The 22,455-nt window shown below is 64.8% G+C and carries 27 protein-coding genes and 1 tRNA gene; 10 read left to right on the top strand and 18 right to left on the bottom strand.

The window, feature by feature from the left end; translation table 11 throughout:
• Positions 1 to 11: 11 nt before the first annotated feature.
• The 4 genes from RQP54_RS02305 (at position 12) to RQP54_RS02290 (ending at position 2,787) form a co-directional block, all read left to right on the top strand.
• Positions 12 to 596: a recombinase family protein gene (locus RQP54_RS02305; RefSeq protein ID WP_315676555.1), complete on the top strand. Its 585-nt coding sequence runs from the start codon at positions 12 to 14 to the stop codon at positions 594 to 596.
• A 94-nt stretch (positions 597 to 690) separates the two neighbouring features.
• Positions 691 to 1,359 (top strand): hypothetical protein, encoded by a 669-nt coding sequence (locus tag RQP54_RS02300; RefSeq protein ID WP_315676554.1) that lies wholly within the window; start codon positions 691 to 693, stop codon positions 1,357 to 1,359.
• The gene (locus tag RQP54_RS02295) at positions 1,356 to 2,153 is read left to right on the top strand and encodes a ParB N-terminal domain-containing protein (RefSeq protein ID WP_315676553.1); all 798 of its coding nucleotides are present in this window, start codon (positions 1,356 to 1,358) and stop codon (positions 2,151 to 2,153) included. The genes RQP54_RS02300 and RQP54_RS02295 overlap by 4 nt, the downstream gene beginning before the upstream one ends.
• 172 nt (positions 2,154 to 2,325) lie before the next feature.
• Positions 2,326 to 2,787 carry a lysozyme inhibitor LprI family protein gene (locus tag RQP54_RS02290; protein WP_315676552.1) on the top strand — a complete coding sequence of 154 codons (462 nt, stop codon included), beginning with the start codon at positions 2,326 to 2,328 and terminating at the stop codon, positions 2,785 to 2,787.
• Between the two features lie 97 nt (positions 2,788 to 2,884).
• Here the strand turns inward: RQP54_RS02290 and RQP54_RS02285 are convergent, their stop codons facing one another.
• The 7 genes from RQP54_RS02285 to RQP54_RS02255 all read right to left on the bottom strand — a co-directional run bounded on the left by RQP54_RS02285 (position 2,885) and on the right by RQP54_RS02255 (position 8,281).
• Positions 2,885 to 4,240, bottom strand: a complete 1,356-nt coding sequence (locus RQP54_RS02285) for a tyrosine-type recombinase/integrase (RefSeq protein ID WP_315676551.1) — start codon at positions 4,238 to 4,240, stop codon at positions 2,885 to 2,887.
• Positions 4,241 to 4,325: 85 nt separating this feature from the next.
• Positions 4,326 to 4,400 (bottom strand) — tRNA-Arg (locus tag RQP54_RS02280).
• A 76-nt stretch (positions 4,401 to 4,476) separates the two neighbouring features.
• On the bottom strand, positions 4,477 to 5,232 hold the full coding sequence (locus tag RQP54_RS02275; RefSeq protein ID WP_315676550.1) for a substrate-binding periplasmic protein: 756 nt from the start codon (positions 5,230 to 5,232) through the stop codon (positions 4,477 to 4,479).
• A gap of 137 nt (positions 5,233 to 5,369) precedes the next feature.
• Positions 5,370 to 6,584 carry a VWA domain-containing protein gene (locus RQP54_RS02270; RefSeq protein ID WP_315676549.1) on the bottom strand — a complete coding sequence of 405 codons (1,215 nt, stop codon included), beginning with the start codon at positions 6,582 to 6,584 and terminating at the stop codon, positions 5,370 to 5,372.
• A 10-nt stretch (positions 6,585 to 6,594) separates the two neighbouring features.
• Entirely contained in the window at positions 6,595 to 7,188 is a 594-nt protein-coding gene (locus tag RQP54_RS02265; protein WP_315676548.1) for a GNAT family protein, read from the bottom strand.
• A gap of 1 nt (position 7,189) precedes the next feature.
• Complete coding sequence (locus RQP54_RS02260) at positions 7,190 to 7,411, bottom strand: hypothetical protein (RefSeq protein WP_315676547.1); 222 nt, start codon at positions 7,409 to 7,411, stop codon at positions 7,190 to 7,192.
• Positions 7,412 to 7,426: 15 nt separating this feature from the next.
• Entirely contained in the window at positions 7,427 to 8,281 is an 855-nt protein-coding gene (locus RQP54_RS02255; RefSeq protein ID WP_315676546.1) for a MoxR family ATPase, read from the bottom strand.
• Positions 8,282 to 8,416: 135 nt separating this feature from the next.
• On the opposite strand from RQP54_RS02255, the gene RQP54_RS02250 reads away from it, so the two are divergent.
• Positions 8,417 to 9,079 (top strand): c-type cytochrome, encoded by a 663-nt coding sequence (locus tag RQP54_RS02250; protein ID WP_315676545.1) that lies wholly within the window; start codon positions 8,417 to 8,419, stop codon positions 9,077 to 9,079.
• A gap of 56 nt (positions 9,080 to 9,135) precedes the next feature.
• Here RQP54_RS02250 and RQP54_RS02245 read toward each other — a convergent pair whose 3' ends face one another.
• Both RQP54_RS02245 and RQP54_RS02240 read right to left on the bottom strand, forming a co-directional pair.
• On the bottom strand, positions 9,136 to 11,118 hold the full coding sequence (locus tag RQP54_RS02245) for a site-specific recombinase (protein ID WP_315676544.1): 1,983 nt from the start codon (positions 11,116 to 11,118) through the stop codon (positions 9,136 to 9,138).
• A gap of 2 nt (positions 11,119 to 11,120) precedes the next feature.
• Positions 11,121 to 11,555 (bottom strand): DUF1841 family protein, encoded by a 435-nt coding sequence (locus RQP54_RS02240; RefSeq protein WP_315676543.1) that lies wholly within the window; start codon positions 11,553 to 11,555, stop codon positions 11,121 to 11,123.
• A 119-nt stretch (positions 11,556 to 11,674) separates the two neighbouring features.
• Here RQP54_RS02240 and pcaF point away from each other — a divergent pair, with 119 nt between their 5' ends.
• Genes pcaF through RQP54_RS02225 form a run of 3 tightly spaced genes read left to right on the top strand, consistent with a single transcriptional unit; the run spans position 11,675 to position 13,854 of the window.
• Positions 11,675 to 12,880, top strand: coding sequence for a 3-oxoadipyl-CoA thiolase (gene pcaF / locus RQP54_RS02235; RefSeq protein WP_315676542.1), 1,206 nt, complete (start codon positions 11,675 to 11,677; stop codon positions 12,878 to 12,880).
• Positions 12,881 to 13,411 (top strand): GNAT family N-acetyltransferase, encoded by a 531-nt coding sequence (locus RQP54_RS02230; RefSeq protein ID WP_315676541.1) that lies wholly within the window; start codon positions 12,881 to 12,883, stop codon positions 13,409 to 13,411. It begins immediately after the preceding gene.
• Complete coding sequence (locus RQP54_RS02225; protein ID WP_315676540.1) at positions 13,408 to 13,854, top strand: hypothetical protein; 447 nt, start codon at positions 13,408 to 13,410, stop codon at positions 13,852 to 13,854. Before RQP54_RS02230 ends, RQP54_RS02225 begins: the two co-directional genes overlap by 4 nt.
• Here RQP54_RS02225 and kefC read toward each other — a convergent pair.
• Together kefC and RQP54_RS02215 are read right to left on the bottom strand one after the other, a co-directional pair.
• Entirely contained in the window at positions 13,843 to 15,678 is a 1,836-nt protein-coding gene (kefC, locus tag RQP54_RS02220; protein WP_315676539.1) for a glutathione-regulated potassium-efflux system protein KefC, read from the bottom strand. The two genes, RQP54_RS02225 and kefC, sit on opposite strands and share 12 nt — an antisense overlap.
• Positions 15,678 to 16,373 carry an NAD(P)H-dependent oxidoreductase gene (locus RQP54_RS02215; protein ID WP_315676538.1) on the bottom strand — a complete coding sequence of 232 codons (696 nt, stop codon included), beginning with the start codon at positions 16,371 to 16,373 and terminating at the stop codon, positions 15,678 to 15,680. Before RQP54_RS02215 ends, kefC begins: the two co-directional genes overlap by 1 nt.
• A 60-nt stretch (positions 16,374 to 16,433) precedes the next feature.
• Here RQP54_RS02215 and RQP54_RS02210 point away from each other — a divergent pair, with 60 nt between their 5' ends.
• Positions 16,434 to 17,051, top strand: a complete 618-nt coding sequence (locus RQP54_RS02210; protein ID WP_315676537.1) for a ParA family protein — start codon at positions 16,434 to 16,436, stop codon at positions 17,049 to 17,051.
• 18 nt (positions 17,052 to 17,069) lie between these two features.
• On the opposite strand, the gene RQP54_RS02205 is transcribed toward RQP54_RS02210, so the two are convergent.
• The 5 genes from RQP54_RS02205 to RQP54_RS02185 all read right to left on the bottom strand — a co-directional run bounded on the left by RQP54_RS02205 (position 17,070) and on the right by RQP54_RS02185 (position 20,513).
• A complete protein-coding gene (locus RQP54_RS02205) occupies positions 17,070 to 17,960 on the bottom strand; it encodes a hypothetical protein (protein WP_315676536.1) in 891 nt (296 codons plus the stop codon).
• A gap of 112 nt (positions 17,961 to 18,072) precedes the next feature.
• A complete protein-coding gene (locus tag RQP54_RS02200) occupies positions 18,073 to 18,540 on the bottom strand; it encodes a DoxX family protein (protein WP_315676535.1) in 468 nt (155 codons plus the stop codon).
• Between the two features lie 19 nt (positions 18,541 to 18,559).
• Positions 18,560 to 19,330: a DNA-binding domain-containing protein gene (locus RQP54_RS02195; RefSeq protein WP_315676534.1), complete on the bottom strand. Its 771-nt coding sequence runs from the start codon at positions 19,328 to 19,330 to the stop codon at positions 18,560 to 18,562.
• The gene (locus RQP54_RS02190) at positions 19,327 to 20,187 is read right to left on the bottom strand and encodes a DUF692 domain-containing protein (protein ID WP_315676533.1); all 861 of its coding nucleotides are present in this window, start codon (positions 20,185 to 20,187) and stop codon (positions 19,327 to 19,329) included. Before RQP54_RS02190 ends, RQP54_RS02195 begins: the two co-directional genes overlap by 4 nt.
• A gap of 62 nt (positions 20,188 to 20,249) precedes the next feature.
• Positions 20,250 to 20,513, bottom strand: coding sequence for a hypothetical protein (locus tag RQP54_RS02185; protein WP_315676532.1), 264 nt, complete (start codon positions 20,511 to 20,513; stop codon positions 20,250 to 20,252).
• Between the two features lie 196 nt (positions 20,514 to 20,709).
• On the opposite strand from RQP54_RS02185, the gene RQP54_RS02180 reads away from it, so the two are divergent.
• A complete protein-coding gene (locus RQP54_RS02180; protein ID WP_315676531.1) occupies positions 20,710 to 21,165 on the top strand; it encodes a MaoC family dehydratase in 456 nt (151 codons plus the stop codon).
• A gap of 24 nt (positions 21,166 to 21,189) precedes the next feature.
• Here RQP54_RS02180 and RQP54_RS02175 read toward each other — a convergent pair whose 3' ends face one another.
• Positions 21,190 to 21,915, bottom strand: a complete 726-nt coding sequence (locus RQP54_RS02175; protein ID WP_315676530.1) for a hypothetical protein — start codon at positions 21,913 to 21,915, stop codon at positions 21,190 to 21,192.
• A 48-nt stretch (positions 21,916 to 21,963) separates the two neighbouring features.
• On the bottom strand, positions 21,964 to 22,437 hold the full coding sequence (locus tag RQP54_RS02170) for a tRNA (cytidine(34)-2'-O)-methyltransferase (RefSeq protein WP_315676529.1): 474 nt from the start codon (positions 22,435 to 22,437) through the stop codon (positions 21,964 to 21,966).
• Positions 22,438 to 22,455: the final 18 nt, after the last annotated feature.

Below are 22,455 nucleotides of genomic sequence, written 5' to 3'. Positions count from 1 at the left end.
AGGAGTCCACCGTGTCCCGTGTCTTCGCTTACTGCCGTGTGTCCACCAGCGACCAGACTACTGATAATCAAGTTCAAGAGATTGCTGCCGCTGGCTTCAGCGTAACCCCGCAGCGCACCATCACCGAGACCGTGTCAGGTTCAGTTGCAGCAGGGGAGCGCAAGGGCTTCAGCCTGTTGCTGAACAAGCTGGAGGCTGGGGACGTGCTGGTAGTCACCAAGCTTGACAGACTAGGGCGCAATGCCATGGATGTGCGGGCCACCGTGGAGGGGCTGACAGGCATGGGCGTGAAGGTTCACTGCCTTGCACTGGGTGGCGTGGACCTCACCAGCCCCGCAGGCAAGATGACCATGGGCGTGATTGCTGCCGTAGCAGAGTTCGAACGGGACTTGCTGATAGAGCGCACACAGTCAGGGCTGATGCGGGCCAAGGCCGAGGGAAAGACACTGGGCAGGAAGCCCAGCCTGAACTGGGAGCAGTACAACGCTGTCATGCAACGTATCTCCGAGGGGGCCACCGTGGCGGCAATAGCACGCGAGTTCGACACCAGCAGGCAGACCATCATGCGTATGCGGGACAAAGCCCTTGCAGAGTGAGGGCAGTTAGCACCTCGCGACCATACTCAAAATGTTTTCTGTCCTGCCGCTAAGACGGGGTGGGGACAAATCCAACAACAAGGAACCAACGACAGTGAAAGTCAGACAATGTGCGGTCCCCTCCTGTGGGGCCGCTGCGGCGGGCCATAGCACCCTGTGCGAGCGCCACAAGAGAACCCAAAGACGCCACGGACACCCCGAACAACTTGGCATCACCGTCCATGACCTCAAGCCCTACCGCATGCGGGTAGCGGCCAGACAGGCCAAGAACCCCAACAACCCCGCATGGTCCCTGCTACAGCAACGCTGGCAGACTTTGGTTGATAGCTCGATGGAGACAACTACAGCCTACCAGCGGGGTGCAGTGTCCATTGGCTACATTGTCAAAGCTGCTGAACAGGTCCAACGCGTTGCTGCAGCGGTATCAGCTGGGGTGGTCCTTGAGACCACCTTGGCGATGTACTTGCTGCGTGAGGAGCGACCAGCCCGCTTCCAGTCTGACCGGGCCTTCGCCTTCGAACTGGCAAGGCGGGTGCGTGGCCTGACCGACTGCAACGCAGGAACCTACTGGGATGCCAAGACAGGCAAGGCAAAGCGGGTCTACAGGGACCTGACACCGAAGGCCATGGAGCACCTTGCAGCCCAACTGGCAGCGACATTCGGGGGCGCTGGGGTCTTCATTGCAGGACTGGAGCGCACGGAAGCTGACAAGGCCAGAGAGGACCAACAGGCCCTGTGCAAGGCACTGGAGGCACTGCAATGAGCCGCCCCAACAAGCAAATGACTCGCAGTGATGCATGGTTCAAGCTGAACCTGCAACTCCGAAAAGGCAAGCCTCAGCCAGCCACCAAGCCCACCACACTGGCACTGGGGCAGGTCAAGCAGTGGCCGGAAGTGTTCCAGCAGCGCCGCCCTGCCAAGCACCTCAGCGAAGCCCATGTCCGCTCCCTGGCAAGCAAAGCCAAGGTTAGTCCCCTTGACCCGTTGACTGTCTGGTGGGACGGCAAGACTTGGGCATGCATTGATGGTCACCATCGTATGGATGCCTATCGTGCAGTGGGCACTAGGGACATCCCCGTGGTGGTCTTTGAGGGCAGCCTAGAGGAAGCCTTGGTCCTGTCCGCCAAGGCCAACACCCGGGACAAGCTGCCTATGGGCCGAGGGGAGAAGTCAAATGCAGCTTGGCACCTTGTGGTCAAGACCAGCCTCTCCAAGGCGGCACAAGCTGAGGCCAGTGGTATCTCTGAGCGTCTAGTGGCCCACATGCGCAGTGCCAAGGCCACCTTGGAGGCCAAGGGGGTGGCAAACTTGGAGGACATGAGCTGGGAAGAAGCTCGAAGGATGGCAGCCGGGGAAGGTGCACAACCGGATTGGGATGAAGGGGAGACCGAGAAGCGTGCCCAAGAGATGGCGACAAGGCTGCATAAGGCACTGGGCATGGGTGCCAGCAGCAAGGTTGATGTCTTTGCCCGTGCAGTGGAGATATACAGCCCACTACTCTACGAGGGACTGGTGGCCTATCTGCAGGATGAGCCAGAGGAAGAGTACGAGGAGTAGCCACCAGCTATGCACTGCTATAGGTGTGCAATTGCATAGGCGGATGTAGTGACACCCTTGGCCTGTGGGGTGCAGATTCACCCGATTGGGGGATGGGCAGGTAAGAGTGGGAACGGCAGAATTGGGGCGGGAGCTGACATTGAGCGACATTGTCCAGCTCGGTAGGATTTCTATGACTCTTCCAATCATTGTTCGTCAACTAACTATGCGCTCGCATCGACTTATTCGCTGTTTGCTGGTGTTGCTCGCGTTAGCTGCCATTTCGCAGTCTGCGATGTCGCGTGAGGGCGACTTCATTTTTGCTGAGAAGCAGAAGGCGATTTGCTCGGCTGGCGGCCAGAGCGAGATGAATCAATGCATGGCGATTGAGTATCGTAAAGTCGACCGTCGCCTAAATTCTCTGTACATGGAGTTGACTTCAGTTCTCGAGGATGCTCGTGGCATACGCGCATCGCAGCGTGCTTGGCTGAAGTACCGCGATGCTGAATGTTCAGATGACGTCATGCAGTTGGGACAAGGTAGCCTTCAGCCATATGCCTATCACTCCTGCATGATTGAATTCACCGAGGAGCGTATTCGTCATCTACGGTGGCATCTTGCGCAGGACTGCAATGGCTGCCCAGCGCGAAAATGATCTGTTAACCCCGCGCGTGAAACGGACTAGCAACGTCAACTCAAGGTGGTGAGTCTGCTTTAGAGCGCGCAAAACGTCCGCTTGCAGCCTAGAGCAGTCAGTCGTGCAGCGCCACCCTCAGCAACCACTCATGCATGATTGGAAGACCATGGCCAAACCCATAGCCAGCCCCCGCGCCCCCCAAGGCATGCCCCTCGATTGCATAGCGAATCTCTAAGGGGCATCCTGCATTGCGGAGGCGGTCAGCGATGGTGTGCCGCAACTCATGGTTCACATGGTTGATGCCTCGGGCCTTCATCCACTTGTTCAGGGAAGCCGATACGGAATCCGCCTTGCATGTGGCCTGGGTGGTGTAGCGAGGGAAAGCGAACACTTGCCCAGGTCCTGCGGTCTCTACCACCCGCTGGGCTGCCCACAGCGAGGCACCGACAAGCGGCACCTTACGGGTGCTCTCCGCGCTCTTGTTCAGTGGTCTCCATGGGTGGGGCTGGATGACCAAATGGGGTACAGCGTCATCTATGCGAATGTCGGTCAGTGCAAGACCCACGACCTCGGCTAGACGCGCTCCGGTGTCAATCATCAACGCAGACACCCAGCGGAGAGGGTCGTCAACTGAGCGGCACTGGGAGTACAGGTCTTTCAGGGCTGGCTCGGAGAACGGGACACGCTTCTTCTGGTCCTTGCCAGCCCTACGGATGACCACCAGGGGGAACGGGTTCTCATAGCCGCTCTCATTGTGTTTCTTCCAGTGGTTCAGAATGGCCGACAGAGTGCGGATGTAGCGGATGACTGTGGTGGTCTTGACACCCCGAGCAAGCATCATGTCCGCGTATCCCTGTGCCTCGTCCTTGGTGAAGGTGCTTAGGGGAATGTCTCCCTTGAACGCAACCAACTCGTCAAAACGGGCACGGGTGTAGGCCACGAACTTGGCACTGTCGCCGTTGTCGTGGTTTTCTAGATACAGTTCCAGAGCGTCAGAGAGTAGCGGTAGAGGCTTCTTCCCCTGCATCATTCTCAAGGCTTCCTGCTGGACAGGTGAGAGGTAATCGGAGGGGATCGCGTCCCTGTACTTGTACTCGTCGCCCCTTGCGTAGGCTTCGAGCAGGTCTTCAAACTGGTTCAGCAGTGAGTCTGCAGCGGGGGAGGTTGTGTCCCCCTCGGGGACTCCGTGCTTCTTCAACAGTAAGGCAGCCCGAGCACGAACTGCAGCGGGAGTGACATCTGAATCATTGAGCAGGGCAGCGAACTCTGCAGTGTGTTGCTTGGTCAACTTCAGCACTTGCGGGGCTGCCACTGCCCAGTCCTTGGTGCCGAGGTCTTTCTTGATGAGTTTGCCGGAGTAGTGCTGCTGTAGGGCCTTGGGGACAGGGCGCTGGTAGACGATGCTTCCGGTGTCTTTTCGAACAACTGTGTACTTGAGCGTCAAGGTCAGAGGGCCGAGGGTCACTTGCATGGGGCGTTACCACGAAAATTACCACGGATGACCGCCCCTCATCCAGCCGAAACCCAGTATCCATGCGGGTTTCCGGCCGATTCCGTGGTGCCCCCGACAGGAATCGAACCTGTATCTGCCCCTTAGGAGGGGGCCGTTCTATCCATTGAACTACGGGGACAACCGGGCCGCGATTGTACGCGGTGGCTACCAAGGCGCCGCGAGCGGCAGCGCGCGGGCCAATGGAAGGGGCGTGCCTACTGCAGCGGGGGGCAAGGGCGACTCAAGATCCTCTGGTACTGGCCAGTCAGCCGGATGGCCTTGAGTCCAGCCTGGAACTGGTCCAGCAGCTTCCTATCCCAGGTGGCACCGCCGTAGGATACTTGGGGGAACACGGTGTGCCGCGTCAACTGGTCGCGCCCGAAAAGCACTTCGGCAAGGCACTGGGATAATCGGGATTCGCCAACCACCACGTCAACGCGCTGGTCAAACAACAGCCGGATCTGCTCACCGCGGTTGGCCATCTCGGTGTAGCGGCTGGTGGACACAGCGGCGCTGTATTCGGCACCCAAGACCTTGGTGGCTTCCTGGTAGGCAATGACGGTTTTGTTGGACAGGTCGGATACCCGGTCGATGGCAATTCCGCGTGACTTGAGTGTCACCGCCACGTCATGGAAGGGAAGGTATTTCTCAGTGAAGAACGCCCCCGGAACGTCAATGGCCACCGGGCTGGCGAAATCCAGGCGCTTGCCCTGAAACTCGGTCAACAGACGGCTGTAGCTCATGGACTGGAACTGCACGTCGATGTTCTGCGATTCGAAGGCTGCGGCAATGATGTCGTGCTCAATCCCCCGAATCACGTTGCCTGCGCCGCTGTACGACCAGGGGTAGGACTCATGCACTCCGACGACAACCAGCCGCCGCTCTGCCGCATTCACCTGTGCACTGAGGAGCAGGCAAGCCAGCAACCACGCCAGCGTGGGTACGACAGGGGTTCGCCAAATGCGTCTCACCGTATTCCTTTCCGGAAACAAGGGGCCACTGGCGGCCCGCGCAGGATGGCCAAGTATGTCTGCATGCGCACGAGCCCGTCAATGGAGCATGCGGTGTTTCTCGGAACACATCCTCCGCCCAATGGGGCGAACGCGCCCTATTTGGTCAGCTGGCGCATGCCTTCTTCAAGGCCCTTGATGGTGAGCGGGTACATGCGGTTGGACATGATCTGCTGGATGATGCTGATGCTCTGGCGGTACTGCCACACGCCCTGCGGTTCGGGGTTGATCCAGGCGTACTTGGGGAAGGCGTGGGTCAGGCGCTGCAGCCACTCGGCCCCCGCTTCCTCGTTGTTGTACTCCACGCTTCCGCCAGGCTGCAGGATCTCGTAGGGGCTCATGGTGGCGTCACCCACGAAGATCAGCTTGTAGTCCTTGTTGTACTTGCGGATGATGTCCCAGGTGTCGAACTTCTCGGCAAAGCGCCGGCGGTTGTTCTTCCACACGAAGTCGTACACGCAGTTGTGGAAGTAGTAGAACTCCAGGTGCTTGAACTCGCTCTTGGTGGCGCTGAACAGTTCTTCCACTCGCTGGATATGCTCGTCCATGGTGCCGCCCACGTCCATCAGCAGCAGCACCTTCACGTTGTTGTGGCGCTCCGGAATCATCTTGATGTCCAGGAAGCCCGCGTTGGCCGCAGTGGAGCGGATGGTGTCGTCCAGGTCCAGCTCCAGTTCGTTGCCTTCGCGTGCGAACTTGCGCAGGCGGCGCAGTGCCACCTTGATGTTGCGTGTGCCCAGCTCCTGGCTGTCGTCGTAGTCGCGGTAGGCGCGCTGGTCCCACACCTTCACGGCGCTCTTGTTGCGCCCCTTGTCCTGGCCGATGCGCACGCCTTGCGGGTTCTGGCCGTAGGCCCCAAAGGGGCTGGTGCCGCCGGTGCCGATCCACTTGTTGCCACCCTCGTGGCGCTCTTTCTGTTCCTCGAGACGCTCCTTGAGTGTCTTCATCAGCTCGTCCCAGCCCATCTTTTCCAGCTTGGCCAGCTCTTCGGGGCTCAGCACCTTTTCCAGGTTCTTGCGCAGCCAGTCTTCGGGAATCTCCTTCTGGATGTCGACGATCATCTCCACGCCCTTGAAGTAGGCGGCAAAGGCGCGGTCGAACTTGTCGAAGTGCTTCTCGTCCTTCACCAGCGCGGTGCGGGCCAGGTAGTAGAAGTCGTCGATCTTGTAGCCCGAAGGCTCGTTGTCGGCATCCGGCTGCGGCGTCTTGGGGCCGACCACGCCCTTGTTCAGGGCTTCGAGCAGGGTCAGGTATTCCCGCACCGACACAGGTACCTTGGCGGAGCGCAGGGTGTAGAAGAAGTCGAGCAGCATGGCAGGGTTCTCAGCGGGGCTTGTTCAGCAGGTACAGCAGCTGGGCCTTCGCCTCGGGCCATTCGCCAGCGCGCATGCTGTACATCACCGTATCGCGCACGGTGCCGTCGCGGCGCAGGGCGTGGTGGCGGATGACGCCGTCCTTCTTGGCGCCCAGGCGTTCGATGGCGGCTTGCGACTTGAAATTGAAGTTGTCGGTTCGCCAGCCCACCACCGCACACTGCAGGGTCTCGAACGCATGGGTCATGAGCAGCAGTTTGCAGGTGGTGTTCACATGGCTGCGTTGCACGCTCTGGGCATACCAGGTCCAGCCGATCTCCACGCGCTGCAGCGCCGGCACGATGTCGTGGTAGCTGGTGCAGCCCAGCACCTTGCCGCTGGCCTCATCGGTCACGGCAAAGGCAAAGCGGTTGCCGGCTTCGCGCATGGCCAGCGCGTCTTCGATGTATTTGCGGGTGGCCTCCGGTTCGGGCACCGAGGTGATGCGCAGGTTCCACAGCGCGCCGTCGGCGGCAGCGGCTTTCAGCCCTTCCTCGTGTTCCAAGGCCAAGGGGACGAGCGCCACGCCACGGTCGCGCAGGATCACCGGTTCTACGAATGCCATGTCAGTCCTTCTTGTCGCCTTGTGCCGCGCGCCAGCGCCGGGCCACTTGAAGCCCCAGCCCGCCACCCAGGCCCACCAGCACGATGCCGCCAATCGACGCCGTGCCATAGCCCGGGGCAAAGACGCTCCAGCCCAGCAATTGCCCGCCCCAGAAGCCCAGCAGGGCCCCGCCCACAAAGCCAACGGCGTCCGACAGCCCTTCCACCAACAACTTGTTTGCCATGGTGCGCAGTCCTGGTCAGCGGTTGCGGCTCTGCATGAACATCAGCTTCTCGAACAGCGTGGCATCCTGCTCGTTCTTGAGCAGCGCCCCCACCAGCGGCGGGATGGCCATCTTGTCGTCCTTGCTCTGCAGCACTTCGGGGCCGATGTCCTCGGCCATCAGCAGCTTGAGCCAGTCCAGCAGTTCGCTGGTGGAAGGCTTCTTCTTCAGCCCCGGCAGGTTGCGCACGTCGAAGAAGGTCTTCATGGCCGCGGCCAGCAGTTCCTGCTTGATATTGGGGAAGTGCACGTTCACGATGCTCTGCATGGTGGTGGCATCGGGGAACTTGATGTAGTGGAAGAAGCAGCGGCGCAAGAAGGCGTCCGGCAGTTCCTTCTCGTTGTTCGAGGTGATGAACACCAGCGGGCGGTGTTTGGCCTTGATGAGTTCACGGGTTTCGTAGCAGTAGAACTCCATGCGGTCGAGCTCGCGCAGCAGGTCGTTGGGGAACTCGATGTCGGCCTTGTCGATCTCGTCGATCAGCAGCGCCACCGGCTTGTCGCTGGTGAAGGCCTGCCACAGCACGCCCTTGACGATGTAGTTGTTGATGTCCTTCACGCGCTCACCGCTGTCCAGGTCCGAGAGCTGGGAGTCGCGCAGGCGGCTTACCGCGTCGTACTCGTACAGGCCCTGCTGCGCCTTGGTGGTGGACTTGATGTGCCACTGCAGCAGCGGCATGTCCAGTGCCTGTGCCACTTCCTCGGCCAGCATGGTCTTGCCGGTGCCGGGTTCGCCCTTGACCAGCAGCGGGCGCTGCAGCGTGATCGATGCATTGACGGACAGCATCAGGTCCTGGGTGGCAACGTAGTTCTGGGTACCGTGAAATTTCATAGCTGTGCAGGTTGTGGGGCGAGGGAAACCCCTCAAAAACAAAAAATAGGCCTGATCTCTATAATGGTTTTCTTAACCAAAGCTGTTGGTAAGCGGCTTGAACCATCTTAATAACCGGTTGATTGTCCTCTCAAAATGAAAAAACTGCTTCTCTCCCTGTGCACGGTCCTTGTCGCTTCCGTGACCGCCACGACTGCCTTCGCCCAAGACAAAGTGGGTGACCCCAATGCAGGCGAGAAGAAGAATGCGCTGTGTGTAGGCTGCCACGGCATCACCGGCTACCACACCGGCTTCCCCGAAGTGCACAAGGTGCCCAAGATTTCCGGCCAGAGCGCCAAGTACATCGTCAATGCCCTCAAGGCCTACAAGAGCGGCGAGCGCAAGCACCCCAGCATGCGCGGCGTGGCAGCCAACCTGACCGAGCAGGACATGGCCGACCTGGCCGCCTACTACGCCAATAACGGCCGCCTGCTGCCCGACCCCGAAAAGGCCGCTGGCGGCAGCGAGAAAGCCCAGGAGCTGGTCACCAAGGGCGGCTGCACCACCTGCCACGGCGAGAACTTCAGCAAGCCCATGGACCCGGCCTACCCCAAGATCGCCGGCCAGCATTCCGACTACCTGTACTTCGCGCTCAAGGCCTACAAGACCGAAGGCGTGAACCTGATCGGCCGCAACAACCCCATCATGTCGGGCGTGGCCAAGCAGTTCACCAATGCCGAACTGAAGGTGCTGGCCGACTACGTGGGCAGCCTGCCCGGCCAGCTGCAGACCGTGCAGCGTGACCGTATCCGCAAGTAAGCACCTCGGGTTCGCCCCCAAATGAAAAACCGCTGCGCTGCAGCGGTTTTTTGCTTTCAGGGGGAGGCTGAATTCCTCGGCGGCAGGAAAAAGCGCAGCGGCTGGTAGCGCAGGCGCTGGCCGAGGGTGCGGTACACCGCGCGGCGGTCGTTCACGGCCACGTTGTGGGCGCGCAGCGCGACCCGGAAGGCCAGCACAAAACTCGATACGATATTGAGCGCACCAATCAGCGGCAGTGCCGCCACGGCCCACCAGAACTCAGCTTGGTACAGCGCTGCCGTGCCCAGGCTGGCCAAGGCCATGCTCAACTGCCCGGCCGACAGCGTCACGTGGCGCACATCGAGCCCGATGGCCAAGAACTGCAGCACCACCGGCACGATGCCGAGCATCAGCCCCAGCGAGATGTTGGCAGCAAATCCGGACACATGGGTGCGCAGGAACCGTGCCCAGCGCTGTGCCCGCGCGGCACCCAGTGCCACGGTAATGCGCGGACTGTAGGCTATGGCGCTGTCGAGCCGGTGCAGCACAAACCAGTTCTCCACCCAGCCCGCAATCATCGAGCTGGCAAACAGCAGCACGCCCGTGAACGCGGCAAACACCACGGTCGGGCCCCGCAGGTCCAGCGAGTGCAGGACGTAGCGGGCCTCCTGCTCGCCGATCAGCGCTGCCCCCGTGGCGACCGCCCAGACCACGCACAGGGCCAGTGCGCAGGGCACCACCAGTGCCAGGTTGCCGATGACCGAGGCCACCTGGGAGCGCACCAGATGCTCGACCTCGTCGGCAAATTCGTTCCATCCCGCCGGGCCTTGCAAGTCGCGCAGCTTGGCGGCCATGGCCGGTGCTGTCATGGCGGGCTGTTTGGTGGCTACGGTGAAATGCAGCAGCTGGATCAGCACGAAGCTCACCGCGTACGCCACCCCGGCCCAGAACCCGTACCAGAACGCCGAAAGCCCCAGCGCCATGACCCCGAACTTCATGGCGGTGGTCAGCGAGAGCACCGCGCCGCCCCCGGCCGAATGGCGCAGCATGGTCTTGTATTCGTCCCAGTTGCGGGTGATGTAGTGCTCACCGGTTTCCGAGCTGCGTTCGGCCACCTTGGCAGCCAGCAGCGAGGAATTGGCATTGATCAGGGCACGCACGCTGCGTTGCGCCTGCCCGTACAGGCACAGTTGCCGCACCAGGGCCGCACAGCGGTGCCGGTCGGGGTCGTCGAGCAGGCAGTCGAGCAGCAGGCGTATGCGCAGCACGCGCTCGCGCAACTGGCGCAGGCGGAAGACCAGATCCACCGATACGCCGTTTTCCTCCAGGTGTGCATGCACTTCCTGCGCGGCGGCGCGGCAGGCGTCCAGGCAGGCCTTGTAGCGCTGCAGTGCAGCGCTGAAATCCTGGCCGGCCTGCCACCGGGAAACCACGCCCTCCCAGTCGGGCGCCAGATGCAGGAACGGGTTGGCCTCCAATGTCTGGGGGGACAGGCGCGCGCGTACCTCGGGAGAAAAACCAATGGCGCGGATCTGGCTGGTGCAGAAGGTGATGGCCTGGGCCACGGCATGTTCCCATTGCGTCGCGCTGTGGGGCGTGGTGTCGGCACCTGGCAGCTGCAGCAGCGCAGCCAGGCGTTGCACGGTCTGCTGTGGCAGTGCCTCGATCCACTGCGGGTCCTTGGCATGGGAGAACAGTTGGTCGAACAGTTCGCCGCCATCCGAGGTGTCGGGTGAGGAAGGCAGCCATTTGCGTTGCAGCCGGTCCGCCAGCTCGCTCACGAAGGCGGCGCGTGACGGCAACCCGTAGTCCGACAGCACGATGCTGGCGTCGACATCGGCCATGGTGCGGGACCACAGGCGCTGGATCTGGGCTGTGCGGTCGGCGCGCGACTGCAGCGCATCCAGCAACAGCTCGACCCGCGCGGCGGACTGGGCCGCATCGTCCCCGTCGCCGCGCACCCATTGCAGCAGTTGCATCAGCCACAGGTTGCGCCGGATGCGGTCCGCTTCCGGGTCGATCTGTTCCAGCAGTTCGGAGAGGTCGGGCGGTCGTGCCATGCTCAGTCGCGCGTGGCGCGGCGCTGGATGTCGGCCACGTAGGCGCCGCCGTCGGGCGCGCGGCCGGTGGTCTGGCTCTCCTGCAGCATGCGGCCCAGGCTCTCCATCACCTCGTGGTGGGCCTGGTGCAGCGAATTGCGCCGGTGCGTCAGCAACTCCACCGCCTGGCGGATGCCGCGCGGCTGGTCAATCGAGCACTGCTCGCTGATCGACAGGTGCATCGAGAGGTGCAGGAACGGGTTTTCGCGCCCCGGTTCGGGCTTGCCCATGGCGGCCAGCGCGGCGTCCACGTCACAGAAGTCGGCGGCGTATTCCGGGTGCTCGTCCATCCATTGCGCTGCTATTGTTTCAATAGCTTCCAGCGCTTGTCCTGCGCGGGATTTGGCGTAAACGGAGCAGAAGAATCGGCGGACGTCCGCCTGCGAGGGGGTAAACATGGCGCAAGGGTACCACGCGCTGCCTGGCACGCACCGCTGCGGCAGCGGGCTCCAAAACCCCGCTACAGTTGCAGTTTGGTCGCCCTTCGGCCTGTCCCTTTGATCGCGAGGTTTTTTCCATGACCCATGCCTTTGTCTGTGACGCCATCCGTACCCCCATCGGCCGCTACGGCGGTGCCCTGAGCAGTGTGCGCACCGATGACCTGGCCGCGCTGCCCATCCGCGCGCTCATGGCGCGCAATGTCCGTGCCGAATGGGAAAGCGTGGACGACGTACTGCTGGGCTGCGCCAACCAGGCAGGCGAAGACAACCGCAACGTGGCGCGCATGGCTGCCTTGTTGGCAGGCCTGCCGCAGGAAGCGGGGGGCGCCACCATTAACCGCCTGTGCGGCTCGGGGTTGGACGCCATCGGCACTGCCGCCCGTGCCATCAAGGCCCAGGAAGCCCAGTTCCTGATCGCGGGTGGGGTCGAGAGCATGAGCCGCGCACCCTTCGTCATGCCGAAGGCCGATGCGGCCTTTGCCCGCAACAACGCCGTGTATGACACCACGATCGGCTGGCGCTTCGTGAACCCGCGCATGCAGGCCGAATACGGCACCGACTCCATGCCCGAAACGGCCGAAAACCTGGCCGACCAGTTCGGCATCTCGCGCGAGGACCAGGACCGCTTTGCCCTGGCCAGCCAGACCAAGGCCCTGGCTGCGCAAGCCGCGGGCTGGTTCGATGCCGAACTCTGCCCGGTCGAACTCGCCTCCAAGCGCGGTGCACCCCCGGTCGTGGTGTCCAAGGACGAACACCCCCGTGCCACCTCGCTCGAAGCCCTGGCCAAGCTCGCCTCCATCGTGCGCCCGGGCGGCACGGTCACGGCGGGCAATGCAAGCGGTGTGAACGACGGTGCCGCCGCCGTGCTGCTGGCCAGTGAAGCGGCTGCGGCGCGCCAGGGCCTCACCCCCCGCGCCCGCGTGGTGGGCATGGCCACGGCGGGCGTGGCGCCACGCATCATGGGCATCGGCCCGGTACCGGCGGTGCAGAAGGTGCTGGCGCAGACCGGCCTGTCGCTGGCGCAGATGGACATCATCGAACTCAACGAAGCTTTTGCCGCCCAGGCGCTGGCCGTGCTGCGCCAGCTCGGTGTGGCCGACGACGACGCCCGCGTGAACCCCCAAGGGGGCGCCATCGCCCTGGGCCACCCGCTGGGCGCCTCGGGCGCGCGCCTGGTCACCACCGCGGTCAACCAGCTGCACCGCACGCAGCAGCGCTACGCCCTGTGCACCATGTGCATCGGTGTGGGGCAGGGCATTGCCCTGGTGCTGGAGCGCGTGTGAATGGCGATCGACATCCGAGCCCTGACGCCTTCTGATGCCCGGGCCAAGCGTGCGTTGCGGCTGGAGATGCTGGCCCTGCACCCCGAGGCCTTCACCTCCGACGCAGCCGAAGAGGCGCAGCGCCTGCTGGCCTGGACCGAAGAGCGTATCACCCCCAGCGCGGACAAGCCGCACGACCTGTGGCTGGGTGCTTTTGACGACGGCGTGCTGGTGGGCTGCGTGGGGCTGGCCGGCCGCTACCGCGCCAAGGAGCGCCACAACGCCACCCTGGTGGGCATGATGGTGCACCCCCGCGCACGCGGCCGCGGCGTGGGCAAGCAACTGCTCGACGCCGTGCTCGAACGGGCCCGCGCCATCCCCAGCCTCACGCACATCGACCTCACCGTCACGCAGGGCAACGACAGCGCCCAGCGCCTGTACGAAGCCGCCGGGTTCACCGTGTTCGGTGTGCACCCCGACGCCATCCGCGTGGGGGATCGCCACTACGCCAAGGTGCTGATGCTGCTGCCGCTGCGTACCACCGTCCCATGACCCCCACCCCCGAGCCTTCCGTAGCCCCCGCACCACGGCGCGTCGTTGGCTGGTGGGCCGTTAGCCTGGCCGGGGCCGCGGTGCTGGGCCTGGCACTGAGCTGGGGTGTGGGTGCCTGGGACCGCTGGGGCGCCCTGCCTGCCCCCCAATCACCGGCCTGGTACGACTGCGAGGCCGCTGGCCAGCGCTATGCCTTGCAGTACCTGCAGGGCAGCGACCGCATTGGCCTGCAATGGAGCGACGGCACGCGCCTGCAAGGCGAATCTTTTCCCGACCGCATCGAGTGGCATGAGGCCGCTGCGCTGGGTGCTGCGCGCCAGGCCGCCTTGCCGCGCGCCCTGCGCTACGAGGCCGCCCAACGGCTCGAACTGCGTACCGACGCCCAGGCCAGCGTGGTGTGCCAGCGCCGCGCCGTGTCGGCCAGCGCGCCTTCAGGTTCCTGAGCCGTCCCAGCCCTTGGGCCGCTGCCGGGTGCGCTCGGCGCGCTCCTGCGCCATCTGCTGTTCGAGCTGCTGGCGGCCTTCGCGCTGTGCGGCGATCAGGCGGGCCTGGTCGCGGAAGTGCGGGCGCAGCGTCTCCAGCAGCGCCAGGTTGTGGTGCCGGAAGCGCATGGCGGTCTGGCGTGCGGTGTGCGGGCTCTGGCCCAGCAACTCCAGCACGCTGCGGGCGCTGCGCAGGCTGCTCTCGAACAGCTCGCGCTCCACGCGCTCCACACCCATCTCGCGCAGCTTGTTCCAGTGCGTCACGTCGCGGGCACGGGCCACGATGTGCAGGTTCGGAAAGTGCTCGCGCACCAGCGCCACCACCTCCAGCGACTGCTCCACGTCGTCCACCGCCAGCACCAGCACTTGGGCTGTGGCAGCACCCGCGGTGCGCAGCAGGTCCAGCCGGGTGGCGTCGCCAAAGAACACGCGGTAGCCGAACTTGCGCGCGGTCTCGATCATTTCGGCGTCGTGGTCCAGCACCGTGGGGTGAATGCCTTCGGCCAGCAGCACGCGGGCAATGATCTGCCCGTAGCGCCCGAACCCGGCAATGATGATGGGCGCTTCCTGCTGCTCGCTGATCTCTTCCAGCGCAGGGGTGTTGCAGTTGGCAAAACGCGGCAGCAACAGACGGTCGATGGCCACCAGCAGCAAGGGGCTCACCAGCATGGACACGGCCACCGCACCGATCAGCAGCGACGCCGTGGCGGGCGCAAACACGTTGGCCCCACTGGCGGCCTGGAACACCACGAAGGCAAACTCGCCGCCCTGCGCCAGCAGCAGGGTGAACACCGGCCGCTCCTGGAATGGCAGCGCCATGCGCCGCGCCAGCCACCAGATGACCGCGCCCTTGAGCGCCAGAAAGCCCAGCACCACCACCGCCACCACGCCGGGCGAGGCCAGCAGCACGCCAAAGTCGATGCTCATGCCCACGGCAATGAAAAAGAGGCCCAGCAGCAGCCCCTTGAAGGGCTCAATGTCGGTCTCCAGCTCGCGCCGGTACTCGCTCTCGGCCAGCAGCACCCCGGCCAGGAAGGCCCCCAGCGCCATCGACAGGTCCACCCACAGCATGAGCGCGGCAATGGCCACCACCAGCAACAGCGAGGCGGCGGTAAAGATCTCGGGCGTGCGCGAGCGCGCAATCCAGCGGAACAGCGGCCGCAGCGCCAGGCGCCCACCAACCACGATGGCGGCAATCGTCGCTATGATTTTCAGAGCTGCCCACGCAGTATCCGCGCCGGAAGAGGCCTGATTTGGCTCCAAACTCTGGCCCAGAAGCGGCAACAACGCCAGGATCGGGATGGCTGCCACGTCCTGGAACAGCAGAATCGAAAACGCCGACTGCCCGCTGCGTGTGGGCAGCAGGTTGCGCTCGCCCATCACCTGCAGCGCAATGGCGGTGCTGGACAAGGCGAGACCCATGCCCGCCACCAGCGCCAGGCGCCAGTCGGCCCCCAGCAGCAGCCCGGCGGCAAAGATGGCCAGCGTGCAGGCCAGCACCTGCGCCGTGCCCCAGCCGAAGATGGGGCGGCGCAGGCTCCACAGCCGCTTGGGCTCCAGCTCCAGCCCTACCAGAAACAGCATTAGCACCACGCCGAATTCGGCAAAGTGCAGGATGTCCTGCACGTTGGTCACCAGCCCCAGGCCCCAAGGCCCGATGGCAATGCCCGCCGCCAGGTAGCCGATGATGGCCCCCAGCCCCAGCGCTTTGGACAGCGGCACCGCAATCACGGCGGCGCTCAGGTAAATGAGGCTGTTGATCAGCCAACCCGGTGCGTGTTCCATTACGCCACCTCCGCGTCATTCGGCCGGTCGCTGCCCGGCACTTCGCATTGCTGGCATTGCTCCAGCTCGTCCAGTTCGCTCCAGTGCGGGTAGCTCTGCAGCCGCTCGGCAAAGGTGGCTACGTGCTCGGCCACCACGGCGTCGGGCGCGGTGTGGGCGCTGTGCAGCACCATGGGCGGCAGAAAGCGCATGCCGCACAGCGCCGCGGTCTGCTCGTAGGGCGGCAAAAAGGCGTCGAAGAAATAGCGGTTATAGCCCTGCGGGTGGTAGCTGCTCTCGGGCCCGCCGGTGCTGGCCACCAGCCACAGGTCCTTGCCGCGCAGCGCGTGGCCGCCGCCGTAGGCCCAGTGCAGCGCCAGCACCTCGTCCAGCCAGAGTTTGAGCAGTGCGGGCATGCTGTACCACTGCACCGGGTGCAGCAGCACCACCAGCTGCGCTGCCTCCAGCGCGCGCTGCTCGCGGGCGGTGTCGATGGCGTAGTCCGGGTAGCGGCCAAACAGGTCGCACACCGCCACGGTGGGCAGGGCCTGGGCCGCGTCGCGCAGCGCCCGGTTCACGCGCGAATGTTCCCAGTGCGGGTGGGCCGCCACCACGTAGATCGGGGCGGCGGGGGCGGGCGTGGGTGGAGTGTTTGCGGCCAAAGGTGTGGTGTGGCTGCCGCTGGGGGGCGCCATGGGCTTGTCGGGCTCGTTCATGGGGGCAACAATAGCGCATTGCTCCAATCAGTGCACCGAGCACCAGCAAAGGGAACCCGCATGCCAGTCATTGTTGTCGCCAACCCCAAGGGCGGGGTCGGCAAATCCACCCTCTCAACCAACATCGCGGGCTACTACGCCTCGCGCGGCCACGCCGTCATGCTGGGCGATGTGGACGTGCAGCAGTCGTCCAGACTATGGCTGCAGCTGCGCCCGCCGCAGGCCCGCCCCATCCAGAGCTGGGCGGTGGACGCCGACGCCATTGCCAAGCCGCCCAAGGGCGTGACCCATGTGGTGCTGGACACCCCGGCCGGCCTGCACGGCAAGCGCCTGCGCGAAGTGCTCAAGCGCGCCGACCGCATCGTGGTGCCGCTGCAGGCCAGCGTGTTCGACGTGTTTGCCACCCGCGCCTTCCTCGACGAGCTGGCCGCCTCGCGCAAGGCCGACGACGTGCCCGTGGCCCTGGTGGGCATGCGCGTGCACGCCAATACGCTGAGCGCCGACAAACTGCGCGCCATGGCCGACCAGCTGGGCTGGCCGCTCCTGACCATGCTGCGCGACACCCAGAACTACGTCCACCTCGCCGCCAGTGGCCTCACGCTGTTTGACGTGGCCAAGGGCAAGGTGGAGCGCGACCTGGAGCAGTGGGGGCCGTTGGTGGCGTGGTTGGGGGAGTAGGGGGCCGATGCCGGGCCGTCAGTCGGCTTGGAAGAACTGCTTGCAGGGGCAGGTGTCGTCACCAAAGCTTTCGTCTTTGCACCCGTTCAAGCACGCCTGCAGACTGGATTTCCTTCTGAACCAACCTTCGGACAACCACAGGCCCTTTCCGTTGGTGACCATGGGAATGCACTCCGGGTCGTAGTTGATCGGCTCCCGCAGGATCGATCGGTATTCAGGTTGCCGGTATTCCGCCACGATCTGGGCAATCCGCTGGGCCGTTACCACGCGACCGGGCTCCTTCTCTGCCACCAGGTCAGGCATGGACTGCACGAGGTTCGGGGTTGAGACTTCGGCCGGGAGGTCGCTCAGGGCAATGCGTTCCCACTTCGCACCTTGGTACCGGAACACCACGTAGGGCGGATTGGGGCGCCCCCACTTGTTGTAGGCCAGGCAGCCCATGGTGTTCGCCACCAGATACGGTGTTCCGCCCACCAGTTCCAAAGCCATGGGCAGGAAGCTGGAGTTGCGCAGGTCGTCGGTAGCGTTGTCCTCCCAAACGATGGTCTGGCCTGTGCGTGGAACGGTGAATTGCAGGCTCTGGGCCACGTAGTCTCCCTTTTGCCCCACTTCATGCCGTCCACCGCGGCGTACCGCGCGCTGCACCAGCAGGGTCTGCCCGTCGTGCAACAACACCTGCTCCTGCCAGACGAATCCCGCCCAACCGGGACTCGCCCCCACCCCTTCCGCCCCCACCTGCAGGCTGCTCAGCAGCCCCAGCGTCAGCAGCGCGTTGCGGGCGTGTCTGGCCCATCTTTGATGGTCAAAATGGCCATTAGCCCGCACAAAGATTGCGTAGGCAGCTATGAAATACGTAGCGACTGCACCGAGGTTTCGCCTCGGTGGACGTGCGCTGGTGGTGTGCTGCATGGTGCCGGTGCTCCCTGTTTCTGCTTTTTGCGCCACCCGAAGCCCCTGGCCTTCTGCCGCCCAGCGCGCCCCGTTGATGGCAGGGCGTAGCGTAGCAGCCTGTGGGGTGCAGTCAGCGTGGGGGCTGGCCGCTGGCGCGTGGCCACCACCAGGCGTCCAGGGCCCAGCGGCCCGGGCCCCAAAGCAGCAGGCCCAGTAGCAGCGCGCCCCAGAACTGGTGCTGCTGCAGTGCGGCGGGGGCAATGTCCTGCAGGCTCAGCACGGCGACGATGTTGACGCAGAACAGGCTCAGCGCCGCAAAGCGCCCCCCCAGGCCCAGCACCAGCAGCACAGGAAAGACCAGTTCGCCAAAGGTGCCGGCCACGGCGGCGATGTGCGGGGGCAGCAGGGGCACGTGGTACTCGTCGGCAAACAGGGCCAGGGTGGTGTCCCAGTCGCGGATCTTGGTCAGGCCCGAGCTGAAGAACACGCTGGCTACATACAGGCGGGCACCCAGCTGGGCCGGGGATTGCAGGGCTTCGAGCAGGCCGCGCAGCTGGGCCAGCAAAGCGATCAGGCGGTGGGGCAGGGAGGGCGTCATGGGGTTCCTCGATCTAGGGTCAGGTGCTAGGGGGAAGGGCGGCCAGGGCTTCGGCCTGCACCAGGGTGCGCAGGTGGGACGCAGCGGTGGCGGCGGCGTGTTCGGTGCCCACATGGGCGGCCAGGTCTTGGCACAGGGTGCCGAAGGTGTGGGCGGCGGCGATGCCGCGCACCAGTTCGGCTTCGGTGGCAGAAAGCGACTTCCACTGCGTGCGCAGTCCCTTGCGCCACACCAGCAAGGGGTGCTCCAGCGCCGGGGGCGGGGGCAGTTCGTCGGCGCCAGACTGCACCGCGTGCCACACCGGGCCCACGGCCCACTGCAGGGTGAGCAGCTGCACGCTGGGGTGCAGGGCCAGCTGCAGCGTGGTCCAGCGCGCGGGCGGCAGGGCCTGCAGCTCGGCTACCTGCAGCGCGGGGGTGTCGGGGGCGTCGAAGGCCTGGCGCAGGGCCCACTCAATGCGCGCCAGGTCGGTGAAGGCGGGGTGGTCCACCAGGGCCTGGTGCTGCAGCATGAACGTGGGCAGCTGGTGGCCAAACCAGCGCAGCGAAAAGTGCTGCGAGGGGTGGGCGGCTAGGTAGGCGTTGGCCAGGGCGTCGAAGGCGTCGTCGCCCATCACGCGGGGCAGCACCTCGTAGTTGTCGCGCAGGGCGGCGCGCAGCCGGGCACGGTAGGCCTCGCGGTAGACGGCAAACTGGGCCGCGCTGCGCGCGGTGAGGCGGCCCGCAGGCAGGGGCTGGTCGTGCAGCAGCGCGCGTTGGAATTCGGCCTGCTGGGCAGCGAGCGTACTCATGCGGCACAGGCCTCGGCTGGGGCCTGTGCGGCCAGGGTTGCCAGTGTGCGGGCCTGCACCTGGCGGGCGTGGTCCAGTTCGTCCAGCAGCACGTCCAGCGCGGGGATGTTGTCGTCGCGCTCGATCATGGTGGGCACGGGGCCGCAGTGCTGCACGGTGTAGGCGTACAAGTCCCACACGGCGGCGCACACCGGCTGGTCGTGGGTGTCGATGAGGTAGCCGTCGTGGGTTTCGTGCCCGGCCAGGTGGATCTGGCGTACGCGCTGGGCGGGAATGGCGTCGATGTAGTCGCGCGGGTTGAAGCCGCGGTTCACGCTGCTCACATACACGTTGTTCACGTCCAGCAGCAGTTCGCAGTCGGCACGGCGCAGCAGCTCGCCCAGGAACTCCCATTCGGGCATCTGGTCGGCGGCGAAGGCGACGTAGGTGGAGGGGTTTTCCAGCACCAGGCGCCGGCCCAAAATGTCTTGCACCTGCAGGATGCGCTGGGCAATGTGCTGCAGCGCTTCAGGGGTGTAGGGCACGGGTAGCAGGTCGTGCAGGTTCATGCCCTGGGTGCCGGTCCAGCACAGGTGGTCGGACACGAGGGCCGGTTGCACGCGTTGGATGAGGGCCTGGAGTTCGCGCAGGTAGTCCCGGTTCAGCGGGTCGCTGGAGCCAATGTTGAGCGACACCCCGTGCATGACCATGGGGTAGTCACGCCGGATGCGGTCCAGGTGGTGCAACGGGGCGCCGCCCGGCACCAGGTAATTCTCGGAAATGATTTCCAGCCAGTCCACGCGCGGCTGCGGGCTGGCTTCAAAGGCGGCGTAGTGCTCGGTGCGCAGACCGAGGCCAAATCCGGCAAGGGGGCTCATGGGCAGGTTTGGAGGTTGGGTGAAAAAAGGGCTGCCCGAGGGCAGCCCTGGGTGCGGTGCAATTACTTCAGCACGGTGCCACCGGCGGCGGAGCATTCCTTGGCGGAAGCCTTCATGTTCCAGCCCATGCCCTTGCAGCTGTTCTGGCCCTTGCATTCGTTCTTGGCGGTTTTGCAGTCCGAAGTGCCCTTGCAGCTGTTGATGCCCGCGCACTTCACCGACATGTCGCTGGCGGCCTGGGCCGTGGTGCTCAGGGTGGCACCGGCAGCAAATAGGGCGGCAGCAGCGCTGGCCAGGGCGAGGGTGGACTTGAGGGATGTGGACATGGTGTCTCCTGAAAAGAGTGTGTGAACAGAGGGAGGTGCAGCCAGAAGGCCTGGCCCCGTTGCGTTTGCAGCGGTTTGCAGGGAGTAGTCGGGCGCTGCGCCCACTTCTTACACAGCCAGTGAAAAAAATTTTGCGGGCCCCTGCCTGTCACCGCATCGACAGCTTCCCGCACAGTGGCCGTCGTACAGTCGCGGCATGAAAACCATTGCCAACTTGGCCGAACTGGCCGCGTGTGTGGGCCAGGAAGTGGCCGTATCGAACTGGGTCACCGTGACGCAGGAGCAGATCAATCTGTTTGCCCAGGCCACGGGCGACCACCAGTGGATCCATGTGGACGTGGCGCGCGCCCAGGCCGGGCCGTTCGGTGCACCCATTGCCCACGGTTTTCTCACGCTCTCGCTGCTGCCGCGCTTTTTCGAGGAGGCGCTGGTGGTGTCCTCGGTGCGCATGGGGGTGAACGTGGGGCTGAACAAGGTGCGCTTTGTGGCCCCCGTGCCGGTGGGCAGCCGCCTGCGCGCGCGCCTGAAGCTGCTGGAAAGCCGCGCCATTGCCGACAACGGCACCCAGACCACCTGGGAAGTGGCGATCGAGCGAGAGGGGGGCGACAAGCCCGTGTGCGTGGCCGAGTCGCTGGTGCGGCAGTACGAATAGCGCCGCGCGCCGCAGCGCGGGGCGTCAGGCGGCGCTGCTGCCGCGTGTGAGGATGCGGGCCACCACCCGGCCCACCACGTGGATCAGCGGGCTGGCCGGGTCGGTGTCGGAGGTGAAGTCGGTGGGGCTGAAGCTTTCCTGCATCTGCCCCGGGTCGGTGCTGAGCACGATCTCGCCGCGCAGCGTGCGCACGGCACGGCGCAACACATAGCGCCCCTGCACGCGCAGCACGTACACGTCGGCACCGGTACCGAACCATTTGATGCCCGGGTTGTAGACCACCAGGTCGCCCACGGCGGCAAAGGCTGGCATGTCGGTGGCGTTGACCTGCATGATCAGGCAGCCCGGCACGATGCTGGTGTGCTGCAGCGTGCCCGGCTGCAGGAACAGCGGCATCAGCTCATCGGGTGTGTCCTGGCCGTGCATCTGCAGTGCGATGTAGCGGTCGTCGATGAGCATGGGGTTGGTGGTGCTGCCCACCAGCTCATTGGCGTCCACATTGAGCAGCTGTGCAATCTGCGGCAGGCGCCACAGCTCGGGCAGGCCTTCGCCCGAGAGCCACTTGCCCGCCGTGATGCGCGTGATGCCGAACAGCGAGGCCACCGCCTGCACCCGCCCATGCCCCTGCGGGATATGGCGGTGCCGGTCCAGCGCCGTGTTCAGCTGCTCGGCAAACAGGCGCCGAAACGCCTGTTCGGCCTGGTCGGATTCGGGGCCGGTGGCGGGCGTCTCGGTGGGCTGCGTATTCATGTAGGTATTGTGGCGGTTTTCCGCAAGTTGCGCTTGGGCTCCATGCGGTCAGCGGTCGGTGCTGCCGAACCCGTTCTGCCGCCAGGCCTCAAACACCGTCACCGCCACGGCGTTGGACAGGTTCAGGCTGCGTTGTCCGGACAGCATGGGCAGGCGCAGGCTGGTCTGCGGCGTGAAGTGGGAGCGCACGTGGTCCGAAATGCCCTTGCTCTCGGAGCCGAAGACCAGCCAGTCGCCGGGCTGGAAGGAGACTTCGTAGGGGCTGCGGGTGCCGCGCGTGGTCAGGGTGAACATGCGCGCCGGGTCCGGGCGCTCGGTGGCCAAGAAGGCGTCCCAGTCGGCATGGCGGCGCAGGGTGGCGTATTCGTGGTAGTCGAGCCCGGCGCGGCGCATGTGCTTGTCGTCGAAGTTAAAGCCCAATGGCTCGACAAGGTGCAGGGTGCAGCCGGTGTTGGCGGCCAGGCGGATGACGTTGCCCGTGTTGGGCGGGATTTCGGGTTCGACCAGGACGATATGGAACATGACCGGATTGTCGCAGTC

Source organism: Curvibacter sp. APW13 (assembly GCF_032337135.1).
Lineage (GTDB): Bacteria > Pseudomonadota > Gammaproteobacteria > Burkholderiales > Burkholderiaceae_C > Allorhodoferax.
The sequence above is the reverse complement of the archived record's forward strand: the minus strand, read 5'-3'. Positions and strand labels throughout refer to the sequence as shown.